Origin of the sequence: Actinoplanes sp. NPDC020271, from assembly GCF_044388125.1 — a bacterium.
Taxonomy (GTDB): Bacteria; Actinomycetota; Actinomycetes; order Mycobacteriales; family Micromonosporaceae; genus Actinoplanes.
Window position 1 is genome coordinate 416,747 of record NZ_JBIRWQ010000001.1, and the last position, 16,865, is coordinate 433,611.

12 protein-coding genes and 1 pseudogene are annotated in these 16,865 nt (G+C 73.0%); 3 read left to right on the plus strand and 10 right to left on the minus strand.

All coding sequences use genetic code 11. The annotated features are described in order from the left end of the window. Positions 1-172 precede the first annotated feature (172 nt). From ACH442_RS01800 to ACH442_RS01840, 9 genes and pseudogenes are all read right to left on the minus strand, one after another. Positions 173-565 (minus strand): DUF3040 domain-containing protein, encoded by a 393-nt coding sequence (locus ACH442_RS01800; RefSeq protein WP_396120642.1) that lies wholly within the window; start codon positions 563-565, stop codon positions 173-175. A gap of 208 nt (positions 566-773) precedes the next feature. Then, the gene (locus tag ACH442_RS01805; RefSeq protein WP_396120643.1) at positions 774-1,964 is read right to left on the minus strand and encodes an alkaline phosphatase family protein; all 1,191 of its coding nucleotides are present in this window, start codon (positions 1,962-1,964) and stop codon (positions 774-776) included. Then, the gene (locus ACH442_RS01810; protein WP_396120644.1) at positions 1,961-2,707 is read right to left on the minus strand and encodes a methyltransferase domain-containing protein; all 747 of its coding nucleotides are present in this window, start codon (positions 2,705-2,707) and stop codon (positions 1,961-1,963) included. Before ACH442_RS01810 ends, ACH442_RS01805 begins: the two co-directional genes overlap by 4 nt. Positions 2,708-2,734: 27 nt before the next feature. After that, a complete protein-coding gene (locus ACH442_RS01815) occupies positions 2,735-3,130 on the minus strand; it encodes an SSI family serine proteinase inhibitor (protein WP_396120645.1) in 396 nt (131 codons plus the stop codon). Between the two features lie 81 nt (positions 3,131-3,211). After that, positions 3,212-6,535 (minus strand): error-prone DNA polymerase, encoded by a 3,324-nt coding sequence (locus ACH442_RS01820; RefSeq protein ID WP_396121016.1) that lies wholly within the window; start codon positions 6,533-6,535, stop codon positions 3,212-3,214. 16 nt (positions 6,536-6,551) lie between these two features. Further along, positions 6,552-8,507 (minus strand): DNA polymerase Y family protein, encoded by a 1,956-nt coding sequence (locus tag ACH442_RS01825; protein ID WP_396120646.1) that lies wholly within the window; start codon positions 8,505-8,507, stop codon positions 6,552-6,554. A gap of 299 nt (positions 8,508-8,806) precedes the next feature. After that, positions 8,807-9,559, minus strand: a pseudogene (locus ACH442_RS01830) (hypothetical protein); the annotation flags it as partial. A 472-nt stretch (positions 9,560-10,031) separates the two neighbouring features. Then, entirely contained in the window at positions 10,032-10,433 is a 402-nt protein-coding gene (locus tag ACH442_RS01835; protein ID WP_396121017.1) for an SAV_6107 family HEPN domain-containing protein, read from the minus strand. A gap of 621 nt (positions 10,434-11,054) precedes the next feature. Continuing rightward, positions 11,055-12,029 (minus strand): ArsR/SmtB family transcription factor, encoded by a 975-nt coding sequence (locus ACH442_RS01840; protein ID WP_396120647.1) that lies wholly within the window; start codon positions 12,027-12,029, stop codon positions 11,055-11,057. A gap of 68 nt (positions 12,030-12,097) precedes the next feature. Between ACH442_RS01840 and ACH442_RS01845 the strand changes: the two genes are divergently transcribed. Further along, complete coding sequence (locus ACH442_RS01845; RefSeq protein ID WP_396120648.1) at positions 12,098-13,282, plus strand: MFS transporter; 1,185 nt, start codon at positions 12,098-12,100, stop codon at positions 13,280-13,282. Between the two features lie 80 nt (positions 13,283-13,362). On the opposite strand, the gene ACH442_RS01850 is transcribed toward ACH442_RS01845, so the two are convergent. After that, positions 13,363-15,312 (minus strand): amino acid transporter, encoded by a 1,950-nt coding sequence (locus tag ACH442_RS01850; RefSeq protein ID WP_396120649.1) that lies wholly within the window; start codon positions 15,310-15,312, stop codon positions 13,363-13,365. 72 nt (positions 15,313-15,384) lie between these two features. Here ACH442_RS01850 and ACH442_RS01855 point away from each other — a divergent pair, with 72 nt between their 5' ends. Both ACH442_RS01855 and ACH442_RS01860 read left to right on the plus strand, forming a co-directional pair. Beyond that, complete coding sequence (locus ACH442_RS01855; RefSeq protein ID WP_396120650.1) at positions 15,385-16,191, plus strand: SDR family NAD(P)-dependent oxidoreductase; 807 nt, start codon at positions 15,385-15,387, stop codon at positions 16,189-16,191. Next, positions 16,155-16,865 carry a monooxygenase gene (locus ACH442_RS01860; RefSeq protein ID WP_396121018.1) on the plus strand — a complete coding sequence of 237 codons (711 nt, stop codon included), beginning with the start codon at positions 16,155-16,157 and terminating at the stop codon, positions 16,863-16,865. The genes ACH442_RS01855 and ACH442_RS01860 overlap by 37 nt, the downstream gene beginning before the upstream one ends.

Below are 16,865 nucleotides of genomic sequence, written 5' to 3' on the forward strand. Positions count from 1 at the left end.
ACGGGGCGGGAAACGCGCGGCGCGGAGATTGGGGTGCCGGGTGACGGCGAGGCGGGGTGTGGGCGTACTGGGGCAATCGGCATGGACCGCTTGCCCGGCCGCAAGTGCCCAGGCAAGCGGAAACGACGACGGCGGCCGCATGGCCGCCGTTCGTCAATATGGGTCGAAGCCGTCAGCGATGCCCTTCCGGCCGCTGCTTCCACCGGTCTTCGAGACGGTCCAGGAAGCCACCGCTGCCCTTACGTCCTTGGCGGGTCCGCCGGGAGGCGGTGCCGCCGACGGATCTGAGGTCGGGGGCCTGGCCACGCTTGCGCGACTGCATCGCGAAGGCGGCGGACCCGAGCATCACGACGAAGCCGGCGACGCCGAGCAACACCGTGCCCGAGGCTGCCCCGTAGACGACGAGAGCCAGACCAAGCACGATCACGAACGCGGCGATGATGAGCCGGCGCCGTGCGTGGAAACGCGGGTCGCTGGCCCGCACAGCCGAGGCGAATTTGGGGTCCTCGGCAAGCGACCGCTCGATCTGATCGAACAGCCGCTGCTCGTGCTCCGAGAGCGGCACGGCTTTCCTCCCCGGGCGCATGTCCGGCCCGCGTGGGGCCGGGGCAGCCGTCGGCTGCCTTACCACGCAAGTCTACGAGGGGGTTGCCGGGTCGGAAAGCCGGACGACGGCTGAGTGCGGGTGATTTTCCGGGCCCGGAAGATCGTTTCGTCCGAAAAGCCCGTCTCACCAGGCTGATTACATCGCGTGAAGCACCTGCGACATCGAGTTATACGGATGAACGGGCGATCAGCAACGGGACGGTCATCTCCGCCGCCGTGGCCGAGCCGTGGTAGGCGACGAGCTGTCCCGCCTTCACCGGCTCCCAGCCCGAGGCCACCGCCACCGCCCGGCCCCAGCAGATCACCACGACGTCCCCGATCCGCTCGGCGTGCGCGGCCGGGACCGCCCCGAACCAGCCCTCGTCGATCGCCTGCTCGCGCGAGACCACCGAGGCGTCCGCGCCGAAAACCTCGCGCCAATTCGCCAGCACGTCATCACGTGCGCCCGCCGCCACGTGCAGATAGCGCACCCGCGGCTCCCCGGCCACGCCCTCGACGCCCTCGGCGAGTGCCGGTATCGCCGCGATGTCCCGCCGCCCCTCCAGCGGAACGTTCAGCTGGCCGTGATCGGCGACGATCAGCAGCGCGGATCGCGGCGGCAGCCCGTGCACCAGCCGGTCGAGCAGTTTGTCGACGCCGCGCGCGGCTTCCCGCCAGGTGTCCGAGCCGACCCCGTCCTCGTGGCCGAAGTGGTCGAGGTCCGGGTGGTAGCCGTAGACGAGCGCCGGCCCGTCCGCCTCGCGCAGCGCGGCCAGCATGCCGTCGGCGACCGCCGTGCCGTCCGCGGCGCCGCGGTAGACGCCGCCCCGGTTCGCGGCGAGCGACAGGCCGCCGCCCTCGAACTGGGGCTTGCTGACGACGGTGACCCGCACGCCGGCCGCGGCGGCCAGCTCCAGGCGGGTCGGGACCGGCTGCCACGTACGCGGATCGGGGTCGTTGCCCCACAGGATGTGGGTGAGCGGGCGTCCGTCCGGGCGCCGGACCGTGAAGCCGAGGATCCCGTGCGCGCCGGGCGGCACCCCGGCGCCGAGCGTGACCAGGCTGACCGGGGTGGTGGAGGGGAAGCCGGCGGTCAATGTGCCGGCGTGACCGCGCCCACCGGCGGCCAGGTCGGCGAGGACCGGCGCGTGCGGGGCGGCGAGCGGCAGCTGGTACGCCCCGAGCCCGTCCACCAGCAGCACCGCCACCTTGTCCACCCCGTCGAGCCGGGCGCCGAGGCCGAGCACGTCGGTCGCATCGGGAACGCCGAGCACCGCGCTGACGCTGGGCAGCAGGTCAGCGAGACTGCCCGTCCCGTAGGCGGGCCGGACGAGCCGCAGCGCGTCGGGATGCAGCCCGTCGGAGGGGAAGACGGTCATGGCCGGCGGGCGAACAGGTGCAGCTGCGAGGCGATGTCCCGGAACGGCGGCTGAGCGCTCAACGCCAGTTCCAGCTCCAGCACCGCCTGCGGGTCCTCCTCGAGCACGGCGGCGGGGAGGAGGTCGGCCACCACCCGTACGCCATGGGTCTGCTCGACGTCGAGCCCGGCGGAGCGCAACAGGTCGGCGGCGGTCTCCGCGTCGTATCGCCGGCGCAGGGTGTCCCGCGGCCCGGACCGGCCTTCCAGGTCGGTGACCAGCGCGGATGCCGCCCGAAGGTGACCGTTGACGGCCCGGCCCAGAATCGCGGCGGCCCTTCCGGCGACCAGCAGGCTGAGCGCACCGCCCGGCCGCAGGGCCCCGGCGATCGCGGTGACCACCTGCGACGGGTCGTCGACGATCTCCAGCACGGCGTGGCACAGGATCAGGTCGGCGCTGCCCGGCTCGACCAGCCCGGCGAGCGCGTCGCCGTCACCCTGCACGGCGTGCACGCGCTCGGCCACGCCGGCGTCGGCGGCGCGGCGGGTCAGGGCGGCCAGCGCGTCCGGGCTGGCGTCGATCACGGTGACGGTGTGCCCGGCCTCGGCCAGGGGCACGGCGAACCCGCCGGTGCCGCCGCCCACGTCCAGGACGGTCAGCGAACGGCCGGCATGCCGGTCCAGCTCACGGCGCAGCACGGCCCAGACCGCCGCGGTGCGGGCGGTGACGTGCGGCCGGCCGGTTCGGGTGATTGCGGTGTCCACGCAGGCAGCCTAGCCCGCCGGACAACCCTAGAAATCGAACAGGACGCCGGTGGCGCGATTCATCTCGCAACTGTTGCCGTAGGTGTGCGCCCACGTCACCGAGCGTCCCCGCCACACCCCTCTGAGCTGCGCGGTGACCGGCTTGTAGAGCAGGAAGCAGTAGCGGTCGGCCGGCTTGAGCCGCCCCGGGTTCGCCCCGGCCCGGGACAGGTCGGCGCAGGCCCGGGAGGGCTGGGGATGCCCGCCGCCGTCCGGATCACAGGTGAGTTCGACCGTCGCGGCTCCCCCGCCGGCCTCGGCGACGCGGGTGAGGACGAGTCGCGAGCCGGTGGGTGGCCCCGGTCGCGGCCCGGCGGCGGCGGGTGCCGCGGCGGCCAGGGCGGCTGCGGCGACGGCGAGACTCGTGCAGATTCGGAACAACATGGCGCACTCCCCGAGACTTCCTGGAGACGCACCCTATGCCAGCCGAACCGGCATTTCCGGCAAATGCCGAAAACAACCTCTTCAACGGAAGTCCCGCGAGGCCGGCGTCACCGGTGGGTTCAGCGCCTCCAGCCGATCCGCCACCAGGTTCAGCACCCCCTCCACCTTCTCCAGTTTTCCCCGCACCAGCAGCGCCGCACTGCTCCGCGCGACCCGCCGGTACCGCAGCCACAGCCCGGGTGAGCAGGTCACGTTCAGCATCCCGGTCTCGTCCTCCAGGTTCACGAACGTCACCCCGCCCGCGGTCGCCGGCCGCTGCCGGTGGGTGACGATCCCGCCGACCAGGACCCGGCTGCCGCCCTCGACCGCGGGCAGCGCGGAGATCGGCAGCGCCCCGGCCGCGTCGAGCCGCTCCCGGAGGAACCGCGCCGGATGCGTCTCCGGGGACAACCCGGTCGCCCAGACGTCCGCGACCAGCGTGTCCACCTCGCTCATCCCGGGCAGCATCGGCGCGTCGGTGCCGGTCGCCGTCCCGGGCAGCCGGTCCGGCTTGTCCTGCGCGGCGGCGCCCGCGGCCCACAGCGCCTCGCGCCGCGACAGGCCGAAACTCGCGAAGGCGTCGGCGGTGGCGAGCGCCTCCAGGTGCGCGGCCGAGCATCCGGTCCGGCGGGCAAGATCGGTCATCGACCGGTACGGCCCATGCTCGCGCCGCTCCTTCTCGATCCGCGCGGCGAGCTCGGCCCCGATCGTCCGGACCGCGCCCAGCCCCTGTCGCACCGCCGGGCCGTTCAGCCCCCACGCGTGCGGCGGTTCACCGGCGAGCGCGGCGTGCCGGCTCTGCGGGGTGGTCTCCAGCGTGGCCATCGCGTCGCTGGCGTTGATGTCCGGGCGGCGCACCTCGACGCCGTGCCGGCGGGCGTCGTCGACCAGCGTCTGCGGTGAGTAGAAGCCCATCGGCTGGGCGTTCAGCAGCGCGGCACAGAACGCGGCCGGGTGGTACCGCTTGAGCCAGGCACTGGCGTAGACCAGGTAGGCGAAGCTCATCGCGTGACTCTCCGGGAAGCCGTAACTGGCGAACGCGGAGAGCTTGTGGAACAGGTCGTCGGCGAGCTCTCCGGTGATCCCGTTGGCGGCCATCCCCTCGTACAGCCGGATCTTGATCCTCTGCATTTTCTCGATCGAACGCTTGGAACCCATCGCGCGTCGCAACTGGTCCGCCTCGGAAGGATCAAAACCGGCCACGTCGATGGCCAGTTGCATCAGCTGCTCCTGGAAGAGCGGAACGCCGAGGGTCTTGGCCAGTGCGTTCTCCATCAGCGGGTGCGGAACGGCCGGCGCCTCCAGGCCGTTCTTGCGCCGGATGTACGGGTGGACCGAGCCGCCCTGGATCGGCCCGGGGCGGATCAGCGCCACCTCGATCACCAGGTCGTAGAAGTTGTCCGGTTTGAGCCGGGGCAGCGTCGCCATCTGCGCCCGGCTCTCCACCTGGAACACCCCGACCGAGTCGGCCCTGCGCAGCATCGCGTAGACCTCGGGATCGTCGAGGCGCATCGTGCCGATGTCCAGCTCGGACTCGATCATGTCGTAGGCGTAGTGCAGCGCCGACAGCATCCCGAGCCCGAGCAGGTCGAACTTGACCAGATCGACCGCGGCGCAATCGTCCTTGTCCCACTGCAGGACGCTGCGGCCCGGCATCCGGCCCCACTCGACCGGGCAGACCTCGATGATCGGGCGGTCGCAGATCACCATGCCACCGGAGTGGATGCCCAGGTGCCGGGGGAAGTTCTGCACCGCGCCGGCGAACTCGACCACCTGCTCGGGCAGGTCGCTGCCGGCGGTCGCGACGTCGCCCCAACGGTCGATCTGCTTGCTCCACGCGTCCTGCTGGCCGGCCGAGAAACCGAACGCGCGGGCCATGTCCCGCACCGCCGACCGGGGACGGTAGGAGATCACGTTGGCGACCTGCGCGGTGTGCTCCCGTCCGTACTTCTCGTAGACGTGCTGGATCACCTCCTCGCGCCGATCCGACTCGATGTCGACGTCGATGTCCGGCGGGCCGTCGCGCTCGGGAGCGAGGAAGCGCTCGAAGAGCAGGTTGTACTCGACCGCGTCGACGTTGGTGATCCGCAGCGCGTAACAGACCGCGGAGTTGGCCGCCGAACCGCGGCCCTGGCAGTAGATCTTCTCCCGGAGGCAGAACTGCACGATGTCGTACACGATCAGGAAGTAGCCGGGAAAACCCAGGTCCTCGATCATCCGGAGCTCGTACTCCAGCTGCCGGTAGGCCTTCGGGTGATGCTCCCCGTAGCGTTCCCGGGCGCCGCGCATGGTCAGCTCACGCAGCCAGCTCATCTCGGTGTGCCCCGGCGGCACGTCGTAGTCGGGCAGCTTCGGCGCGACCAGCTCCAGGTCGAAGGCGAGACCGTCGCCGTACATCGCGGCGTTCTCCACCGCACCCGGATAACCGGCGAACCGGCGCGCCATCTCGGCGCCGCTGCGCAGGTGGGCGGTGCCGGCCGCGGGCAGCCAGCCGTCCATCTCGTCCAGGCTGCGCCGGGCCCGGACAGCGGCGAGCGCGGTCGCCAGCCGCCGCCGCGACGGGGTGGCGTAGTGAACGTTTCCGGTCGCGACCACCTCCAGGCGGCGGCTCCGGGCCAGGGCGAAGAGCGCGTCGTTGTAGTCGCCGTCATACGGGTGACCGTGATCGGTCAGCTCGACCGCCACGTTCGGCTTCCCGAACAGGTCCACCAGCCGGTCCAGCTCCCACGCGGCGGCGTCGACCCCCTCCGTGGCCAGGGCCAGCGGGACCGGGCCCTTGCGGCAGCCGGTCAGCACCAGCACGTGGTCCCTCAGGATCTCGGCGATCTCCTCCGGACTGCCGTACTCGGGTCTGCCCTTCTCCCCGCCCCGCAACTGTGCCTGCGAGATCACCCGGGCCAGCCGGGCGTAGCCCTCGTGCCCGTGCGCCAGGGCCAGCAGATGAGCGCCCTCCGGGTCGGGTTCGCCGTTCTGCGGGCGGGTCAGCCCCAGCGACAACTCGGCACCGAAGATCGTCGGCAATCCCAGCTCACGGGCCGCTCCGGAGAAGCGGACCACGCCGTAGAAACCGTCATGATCGGTCACGGCCAGCCCGGTCAGGCCGAGCCGGGCCGCCTCCTCGGCCAGCTCCTCCGGGTGGCTCGCCCCGTCCAGGAAGCTGAAGTTGGTGTGACAGTGCAACTCGGCGTACTCGACCTCGGCCTCCCGCCGCACCAGGCCGGGCGCGGCACGATAGGGCTCGCGCTTGCGACTGAACGCCGGTGAGTCACCACCGTCGGCATCGGCCGCGATCGGGTCCACCACCGGAGTCCCCGAGAGCGTCGCCTCCAGCTTCGCCCAGGACTGCTCCGGATGGTGAAAACTCATCGCGCCGGCCGAAGTGTCAGTCATAGATCGCCTCCACCGCCCACTGCCCCGCGGTCAGCGAGATCAGCACCGCCCGCCCGTCCGCCAGCGACATCTGGAACCTCGCCCGGCGCCGCGCCTCCTCCGGCGCCCACCAGCGCTCCTCGATCGGCCACGGGCCGGCCCAGCCGGTGATCGCCAGCGGCGCCGACCGATCCACCGTCAACGTCGCCGGCCTGCCGGTCAGCTCCAGGCGCGCGGAGACCCCGACCGGCATCCCGGTCTCGTCGTACACCACCGCCGGGATCGGCTGCCCCGGTGCCAGGGCGGGTGACGGTCGCGGCAGTCGCCCCGGCCAAGGAGGCTGTCTCTTCGAACCAGGACCCCACTGCTTTGCGCGTACGGCCGTTGCCGCGCCCGCCGCGGCATCCGCCCGCGCCTCGTTCTCCCGTCCGCCGTCCCGCCCAGCCGCCACTCCCGCGGCGCCGCCCCGCCCCGCCGCAGCTTCCGCCGCCGTCTCTGTCTCTGTCTCCCCGACCAGTCGCAGGTGGGAGCGCGAAGCCGGTCGGCCCTCATCGGCTTCCTGAGTCCGACTTTTCGGCTTTTCTTCACCGCTCGCCGTCCCCGTGAGCGGAGGCGGAAAGCGGCGCGGATCCGACTCGACCAGCACCGGGAAGCGGCGCGAAGCCGGACCACCGGGCAGTTCCGGAGCGATGGCACGGTCCAGCACCGGCACCGTGACCAGGCCCGGAATCGGATCCTCGTGCACCGCGGCGGGCCGGGCCGGCGTGCGCTCGTCACCCCACGGGACCAGGCGCACCTGATCGTCCCCGGAACGCCCGCCCCCGATCACCGGCGTCACCACCGCCTCCGGCCCGAGCAGGCCCTGCACCCGGCTGAACGCCCGATGCGCCCGGTCCCGCTCGGCGCCGGTGTCACCCCAGAGACCCGGTTGCAGGCCGGCGTGCGCGAGAACCCCGCCCGGGATCAGGCTCAGCCGGACCAGTCCCGCGGTCGGGCGGGCCGGCGCGTTCCGGCGGGCGCCGGTCAGCCAGCCGTCGAGCTGCCAGCGCACCCGCTCGGCGATCGCGGCCGCCGTGAGCAGGCCGTCGTGCCGCCAGACGCGGTGCAGTTCCTGACCGTCCGCGGTGACCGCCTCGACGCCGAGGCGGGTGCAGGCCAGCCCGTACCCGGCGAGCCTCTCGTGCAGGCGCTCGGCCAGCACCCGCCCGGCGAAAGCGGCGGTGTCCACTCGGTCGAGCGGTTCGTCGTACGTCTCGGAGACCGCCAGATCGCGCGGCGGCTGCCGGACCGCGAGCGGCCGGTGGTCACCGCCCCCGGCGAGCCGGTGCGCCAGCGCCCCGTCGAACCCGAACCGGGTCAGCACGTCCCCGGCCGGCAGCGCCGCGAACTCGCCCAGCGTCCTCGCCCCGAGCCGGCGCAGCAGGTCGGTGAGCTGCGGCCGCTCCAGCGCCTCGACCGGGAAACCGGCCAGGAACCCGGCGGTCCCGCCCGGCACGACGATCTTCCCGTCCCGGGCCGCGATCCCGGCCGCGAACACCCCGTCGGCGATCCCGATCTGGCTCTCCACCGCGCAGGTCTGCGCGATGTGCTCGACGATCCGCTCGGCCGCGGCCTCCTCACCCCCGTAGTACCGCGACGGCCCGCGCGCCGCCAGCGCACACGCGCCCGGACGCACCACCTCGACCCCGGCCGCGACCTCCTCGACCGCGGCCACCACCGGCTCGAACGCCCGCGCGTCCCGCCCCGGGTCATGCTCCACCACGATCAGTTGCGGACACCGTCCCTGCGCATCCCGCCGCCGCAGCCCTCGCCGCACGTTCTCCCGCCGGGCCGCCTCGGAACAGGCCAGCACCCGATTGTTCGCGAACACCGCGACCGGCTCGGCGGCCGGCACCCCGAGCACGATCTCGGCTGCCACCACCGGCCAGTCCGGGCACCAGACCAGCAGCGTCCGCACCGGCCCCACCATCACTCCCCCACCCCCGAACCCACGGACGAGCCCACCGCCGCCCCACGCCGCTCCCGCCCCGCCCCGACCGCCGACGTCGCCCCGAGCCGATCCCGCGCGGACATGGCGACCGCGGGTGTACCGCGACCGGCCCCGGACCCCGCTCCCGGCTTCTTCCGCCCGCCCTTCTGCCGCCGCCCGCTCTCCTCGGCACCTCGCGGCACGGCACCGCCGGAGCCCGGCCCACCCCGGCCGTCCCGAACCGGCGGCGGCCCGGCCAACGACCCCGCAGCGCCGCCACGAACACCAGCCCCGGCGATCGGCACCGAACTATCCGGACGTGCACCCGGCCCGGCGAGCGGCACCGAGCTGTCGGGATGAGAGGCAGGGCCGGCAGAACGGGCGGCCGGGCTGCTCGGGCGTGTGGTCAGCCCCGGCATCCACACAGTGAGCTCCCGCGGACGGGCCGCCGCGCCGCGCCCGTTGGCGGTGACGGTCACCTCCCGGCGGCGCAGGCGCCCCCAGCCGTCCCCGAGCCCTTCCCAGTGACTGCGGCTGACCTGCAGCGTCACGTCCGCGCCGGACCAGGCCCCGAACGGCATCAGCACACTGCCGCGCTGCCGGGCCCGGGCCGCGAGCCGGCTCACGACGGACCCGGCAACCGACCCGGGCACGGCCGTGACCACCACGTCCACGCCGTCGATCAGGGCGGCCACCACGGTCGGCCAGTCCGGGCCGGGGTCGGGCACCAGCGCGAGGCGTTCCAGCGCGATGCCGGTCTCGGCCGCGGCCAGCGCGCCCAGCGTCGGCAGCCCGACGACCGCGCACCAGGACCCGGCCCGGGAGGCCGCCGCGAGCAACGCCAGCATCAGTGAGGTCCCACCACCGGCGGACGCGACCCGGCCACCGGCCACCGCCACCGTGCTGCCGCGTCGCAGCCCGCTGCCGGGCAGCAGACCGCCCAGCTCAGCCGCGACCGGAAGCATCCGATGCGCGCCCGGCTCATCCGCCTCGCTCGCGGGACGAACCAGTCCCGCGAGGGCGGCCGTCCCGCTGATCATGCGCCCTGCCATGGTGCCCCGCTCTGTTTCCCCGTAACAGCCCGCCGCGACGCCGTCGTCACCTCGGGGCCGCAGCGCGGCTCGCTTCCCGCTTCCACCGCGATCCCGCGCCGGCCGCGGCGAAGATCGGCGGACCGAGCACGATAAAAGTGGATATTCCGCCCGCACGAAGCAGATGCCGACAGAACAGAATCCGGTCCGGCGGATTCACTGACCGGCAAGTAGATCTCGAACGCTCCGGAGGCGACGGCCAGGCAATCAGCGCCGGCCCGGAACGCAGGCTCCCGCACACCACCCATCCCGGTGCCCGGAGCGCCGACTCGTGCACGCCCCGGCCCGGGCATCCGGAGCGCCGACACGTGCCCGTCCCGGCATCCGGAGCGCACATCGTGCACGCGACCCGTCCGACGCCTGGAGTTCCGGCGCGCACACGCCACCTGCCCGGCACCTGGGTCTTCGGCGATTCGCCGGTGTCGCGTCGGGGTCAGGCGGCCAACGGCGGCTGACAGGAGAGCCCGAGCGAGGACTCCGCCACCGTCACGAACTGCTCGGCCGCGCGCAGCAGGTCATCCGCCTCGCGGGCGCTGACCACGTGCGGGATGCCGGCCTCGGCCGCAGCGCGCTTGCCGGCGCCGAGGGCGAAATAGCCCGCCCAGTCACCGAATTCGGGCGCGACCATCGCCAGCAGCGACCAGACACTGGTCGCCCGGGTGCGCCGCCCGGGTGCGGCCGGGCGAGCCCGGGCGGCGAGCAGAGCGGCGGCCGCGCGCAGGGCAGCCAAGTGGGCCGCCGCATATCGCAGGCCGTCGGGAGTCGTGTGTGCCGCCTCGGCCAGACCCTGCCGGGCGATTGCCAGCAGCTGGGCCGGTGAACGGTGGGGCAGCATGTGCGCCGGGACCGTGGGCGCGTCAGCCCGGCCGGTCGCGCCGGGTGCCGAAGCATGCCCGGGGACCGGCGTCAGGCCGGGTGCCGCGGTGCTCGCCATGGTCGTTTCTCCTCGCCTGTTCCGCATCCGACGACGTGGTGGCCGAACCGGACCGCTGCTGAGGAAGGCGCAACGGGCCAAACCTGTGGCCGGGGTGCCGGGACCCCACGGGCAGTAGGAGCCCCGGCTGCAGACCGGCCGGATGTGAAGCTTCCCCACACCACACCCGGCCGGCCAACACCAACCGGCGGGTCCGCCGCCCGCCACCGGGGGTCGGGGGCAACGAGCGGCGGCCTGCCTTGTCGCGAGGACCGGACCCGCGAATGCCCGGACCACGCATGCGGCACTTCGCGGTGCCGCGCCCGGAAGACACGCCGCGAAACACGCTCCCGGGGTCAGTTCGAATGCTCGTTCGAACATCCGTTCTAACTACAGCAGAGACTAACACCCCCGTACGACAAAAAAGCAACCTCAGAGGCGCCACGCCGCCCACTTTTTCGAACAGATGATCGACACCCGCGCTCACCCGGGTGAGCGGGTGCGACGGCGTACGGCAAAAAGCGCGAATGCGCCGGAAAAAGATCAGCCGGCCGCGGCGTGGACGACGGCCTCGCCCGCGGAGGTGCGCAGGTAGAGGACGCTGCGGCCGGCTCGGCGCCGGGTCACCAGACCCGCCTCCAGCAGCACCCGCAGGTGACCTCCGACCGATCCCAGGGCCAGCCCGGTGATCACGACCAGCTGGCTGGTGCTCCTCGGTTGCGCCAGCTCCAGCAGGATCCGCGCGCGGCCGGCCCCGAGCAGCCGCCCGAGCGCCCCGGGCACGACCCGGCCCGGCCCGGGGTCGGCCAGCACCCCGGTCGCGCGGTAGATCAGCGCGTACCGCGTCGGCTGCGGCTCCTGCCAGGACACCCAGCCGCGGCCGAGCGTGGTCGGCACGAGGAGCAGCTGGGCCCCGGAGATGTCGCGCGGCGGGTAGTCGAGTGCGTTGATCTGCAGCCGGCCCTCGCCGAGCCAGCGCATCCCGTCGCGCATCCCGTCCATCGCCGACCGCCAGCCACCGAGGCTGAGCTGCCGGGTCCGGGACAGGACGTCCGCCTCCAGCAGGCGGCGGCGCCGGGGCCAGTCCGGCGCGATCCCGGTACGCCAGACCCAGCTCAGCAGCTCCGCCGTCCGCGCGCCGAGGTCGTCCCGGTCGAGCGTGTCCGGCAGTCGTCCGCCCAGCCCTTCGGCGAGGTGGGCCCGGGCCGCCGCGGGCGAGGTGTCCCGGACCACCGCGACCTCGTCCTCGAACGGCTGCTCCACCTCGGCCGGTGGCGGTGCGACGAAGTCCGCGATCCAGTGCGGCCGCAGCGCCGCCTCGACCAGTTCGGCGGTGATCGGGTCGGCGGCGAGACGCTCCCGCCAGGCCGGCCGGTGCGCGCGCAGCCATTCCCGGTCGGACGGGATCTCGGCGGTGTCCCAGCGCAGCCGCATCAGCCCGGCGGTCGCCTCGGCCCGCGGGGAGAGCACGAAACGGCTGGTCGCGAGCGTGTCGGCGTCGACCTGCCACCAGCCCACGAGGAACCACCTTTCGCTGCCACGCGAAACATTAACCACTTCGCGGGGCGGCCCGAAGACTGCGAGCCATGCGTACCTACGGCGATCTGTTCCGGACTCCCGGATTCACCCCGATCTTCGCCGCGGCCTGCCTGCAGAACGCCGCGGGCACGGTGGTCGGGCTGGCGCTGGCCACCGGCGTCTACGCCCGTACCGGCTCGCCGTTCCTCGCCGCGATCAGCATGTTCGGCCCGTCGCTGGCCCAGCTGGCCGGCGCGACCCTGCTGATGTCCGCGGCCGACCGCTGGCCGCCACGGGCCGCGGCGACCGGGCTGGCCCTGCTCACCGCCGGGCTGACCGCGCTGCTGGCGCTGCCCGGGCTGCCGCTCGGCGGGATGTTCGCGGTGCTGCTCGCGACGGGGCTGGGCGCCTCGATCAGCGGCGGGGTGCGGGCCGGGCTCCTCACCGACGTGGCCGGCGAGGCGTACCTGCTGGGACGTTCTGCCCTGAACATCTCCACCGGGGTCATGCAGATCGCCGGGTTCGCGGCCGGCGGCGCGCTGGTGACAGTGCTGTCGCCGGCCGGGACGCTGCTCACCGGCGCCGGGTTCCACCTGGTCGCGGCGGTGGTGATCCGACGGGGACTGGCCCGGCGCGCGCCGCGGGCGGCCGGTCGTCCGTCAGTGGCGGCGACCTGGCGGACCAACCGTCGGTTGTGGACCATCTCCGGCGTACGGCCGATCTACGCCGGACTGTGGCTCCCGAACGGCCTGATCGTCGGCTGTGAGGCGTTGTTCGTGCCGTTCGCCCCGTCCGGCGCCGGGCTGCTGCTGGCCGGTTCCGCCCTGGGCATGCTCGCCGGCGACGTGCTGGCCGGGCGGTTCCTGCCGCCCCGCTGGCGCCGCCGGTCGGCCCCCTGGCTGCGGTTGTTGCTGGCCGTGCCGTACCTGCCGTTCGCGCTGCACCCGCCGCTCGCCGTCGCGGTGGCACTCGCCGTGATCGCGGCGGTCGGGTACTGCTCGACGCTGCTGCTCCAGGAGCGCCTGGTCGAGCTGACGCCGGACGAGAACCGTGGCCAGGCGCTCGGCCTGCACGCCTCCGGGATGCTGACCATGCAGGCGGTGTGCGCGGCGCTGGCCGGGACACTCGCCGAACTGACCTCGCCGGCGGTCGCGATCACGCTGCTGGCCGCCGGTTCGGTCGCGGTCACGCTGCTGCTCGCCCCGGCCCTGCGCGAGCCGGCAGAAGCGCGAGGAGCGGGGAGAACCGGGTGACAGGCGGGCGGGCACGAGCCACCGCCCGCCCGCGCGCCCACCTCAGGGGACACGGCTCACGACGTACCGGACAAGGGTCTTCATCCGACGTGGACCCGAGGGCGGCGCTCGGGAGAAGGCTCGACCTGCCGGAGGATCTCGCGGACCACGGGGGCCGTGTCGCCACGCCCGAAGAGCAGGTAGCGGAAGAGGTGGCCGAGTGGGCTGCCCTCGGCCCACTCGAAGTAGCAGTGCGGCCGGAGCCCGGTGGCGTCGCGGAGGGCGAGCAGGACGGCGGCGATCGCGTTCGGCGCGGCCGGGCTCTCCACGCGCAGGATCCGATGCTGGCCGGCCTCGGTGCCGCGCACTTTCAGGACGTCGCTGAACTCGGACGGGTCGACCACGTCGATCTCCAGGAAGAGGACGTCGGCGCGGCCGGGAACCGGGTTCATGCCGCGCTGCTCACTCTCCTTGGCGTCGTATTCCTCCGGGTCGCCGGTCTGCCGCTGGTTGGCGACGATGTTCAGCTCGCCGTCGTGGGCGATGGAGTCGGCGATGAACTGCCGTGCCTTCTCGTCGAACTCGATCCGGTCGGCGCGCAGCTCGGTGGTCCGGGTGATCCGGGAGATCAGCGAGACCAGGATGATCGCGGCGATGAAGACCGCGGAGATCGCGATGCCGTCCGGTTTCTCGATGATGTTGTCGGCCAGCGCGTAGAGCAGCACCAGCGTCAGCGCGGTGAAGCCGATGCCGGCGCCGCGCCGGCGGGCCCGCCACGCCGAGATGGTGACCGCGACCGAGCCGGAGACCATCATCGCCAGGATGCCTGTCGCATATGCCCCGGCCTGCGCGTTGACATCGGCGCCGAAGGCGATCGTGATGCCGATGCTGATCACCGTGTAGACCAGCACGACCGGGCGGACCGCGCGGCCCCATTCCGGCGCCATGCCGTAGCCGGGCAGGTAGCGCGGCACGATGTTGATCAGGCCGGCCATCGCGGACGCGCCGGCGAACCACAGGATCAGGATGCTGCTGATGTCATAGACCGTGCCGAAGACCTCGCCGAGTTTCTCGTGGGCCAGGTAGGCCAGGGCCCGCCCGTTCGCCTGCCCGCCCGCCTCGAACTCGGCCGGCGGGATCAGGACGGTGGTCACGAAGCTGGTCGCGATCAGGTAGACGCTCATGATCGCCGCGGCGGTGGTGAGCAGCTTGCGGGTGTTGCGCACCCGCTCCGCCATGTTCCCGGCCTTGATCAGCGGCATCATGCTGACCCCGGTCTCGAAGCCGGAGAGGCCCAGCACCAGGGCCGGGAAGGCGAGAATCGACGGGCCGACGATGTCGAAGAAGCCGCTGCCGTGCTCGGTCAGCCGGTCGGTCCAGGTGGAGAGCGCGCCCTCGGTGCCGAAGACGTCGACCAGGCCGACGACCGTGACAACGGCGTTGAGCAGCAGGAAAATCGCGACCAGCGGGATCGCGACGCCGACCGCCTCGCTGAAGCCGAGCAGGAAGACGAAGCCGAGGATCAGCAGCAGCACGACGGTGATCAGCACTTCGTGGCCGTGCAGGGCGGCGGGAAGATACGGATTCTCCGACATGTGCACGGTCGCGTCGGCCGCGGACAGCGTGATCGTGATGATCCACGAGGTGCAGACGAAGCCGAGCAGCACCAGCACGAAGATCTTGCCGCGCCAGAACGGCAGCAGTTTCTCCAGCATCGCGACCGAGCCCTGCCCGTGCGGCGACTCCTCGGCGACCCGCCGGTACATCGGGAGCATGCCGAGCAGGGTGAGTGCCACGATCAGCAGCGTGGCCAGCGGGGACAGCGCGCCCGCGGCCAGCGCCGCGATGGCCGGGAGATAGGACAGTGTGGAGAAGTAGTCCACACCGGTCAGGCACATCACCTTCCACCAGGCCTGCTCGTGCTCGGCGTGCTCGGACTCCGGCCCGACCGGCTGCACCCGGTTGGCCAGCAGCCAGCGGGACAGGGGGCGTTGTGACACCCGCTCGCGGACCGGCTCCACGACCGCCGGAACGTTGATCTCGGTGCTCATCGACCTCTCCCTTGCCACGCGCAGATGACAGGATGCACCAGAGGTGCGACATTCCGGGGATCAGGAGGCGTGATGGCGCGAACAATCGTGGTCACTGGGGGCAGTTCCGGCATCGGACTGGCCGCGGGCGAGCAACTGGCCGCCCGCGGTGACGAGGTGGTGCTGGTCGGCCGCGATCCGGATCGCCTGGCGGCGGCCGTCGAGCGGGTCCGGGCCGCCGGGAACGGTCGCGCTCCGCTTCACTTCCGGGCCGATTTCGAGAACCTCGACGACGTACGGACCCTGGCCGCGAACCTGCTCGACGAGCTCCCGGAGATCCACGTCCTGGCCAACAACGCCGGTGGCATCATCGCCCGGCCGCGGGAGACCGTGGACGGTTACGAGGCCACCGTGCAGGGCAACCATCTGGGCCCGTTCCTGCTGACCAACCTGCTGCGGGAGCGCCTGGCCGGCGGGCGGGTGGTGAACACCTCGTCGCGCGCGCACATGCAGGGGCGGCCGGGAACGAACTTCACCGATGAGTACAAATCGTACAATCAATGGCGTTCTTACGGTGCCAGCAAGACGGCCAACATCCTGTTCGCGGCGGAAGCGGCCCGGCGCTGGCCCGATGTGGTGAGCGTCTCCTTCCACCCCGGGGTGGTCCGCACCAACTTCGGCTCCGGCCGGCTGACCCGGTTCTTCTACAAGCACGCGCCCGGCCTGGTCACCCCCGAGGCCGCCGGTGAGCTGCTCACCTGGCTCTGCACCACCGGCGAGCTGCAGAACGGTGCCTACTACGTCGGCCGTGAAGTCGCCCGGCCGGCCGCGCACGCCCGCGACCCCGAGCTGGCCGCCGCGCTCTGGGAGGCGAGCCTCACGGCGACCGGTCTAGCCTGAGCGGGATGCATGATCACGTGACGTTGCACGTCTGGCGGGTGCCGCGCCGCGCGGCCGGCTCCGCCATGCTGCGCATGGCCTTCGCACGCCGCCTCCTGCGCGGCGTCCGGTTCGGCAAGTTCCTCGGCACCGGGACCGGGACGACGTTCGGGCCCGGCGATGCGGACCTGTCCCGCTGGGCCGCACTCACGGTCAGCGATTCCCCGGTACGTTTTCCCGCCTGGGACCGGATCGCGACCGCTCACGCCCGCGTCGACCTGGAGCCGCTGATCAGCCGGGGCACGTGGTCCGGGCAGACCCCGTTCGCACCGACCGGCCGCCGCCACGACGGCATGGTGCTCGCTCTGACCCGGGCCCGGTTGCGGCCGGCACGCGCCCTGCGGTTCTGGCGGGCGATCCCGGCCGTCGCCCGGGAGGTGGCCGACGCGCCCGGCCTGCTCGCCCGCTTCGGGGTCGGCGAGGCGCCGATCGGCTGGCAGGGCACGGTCACCGTGTGGCGCGGCGCGGCGGATCTGACCGCGTTCGCGTACCGTCAGCCGGAGCATCGCGCGGCGATCGCCCGGACCCCGGCCGACCGCTGGTACGCCGAGGAGCTGTTCGCCCGGTTCGCGGTGCACGGCATCAGCGGTGACCGGTCCGTCCTGGGCTGGGCACAGGGACAGGAGCGGACGTAA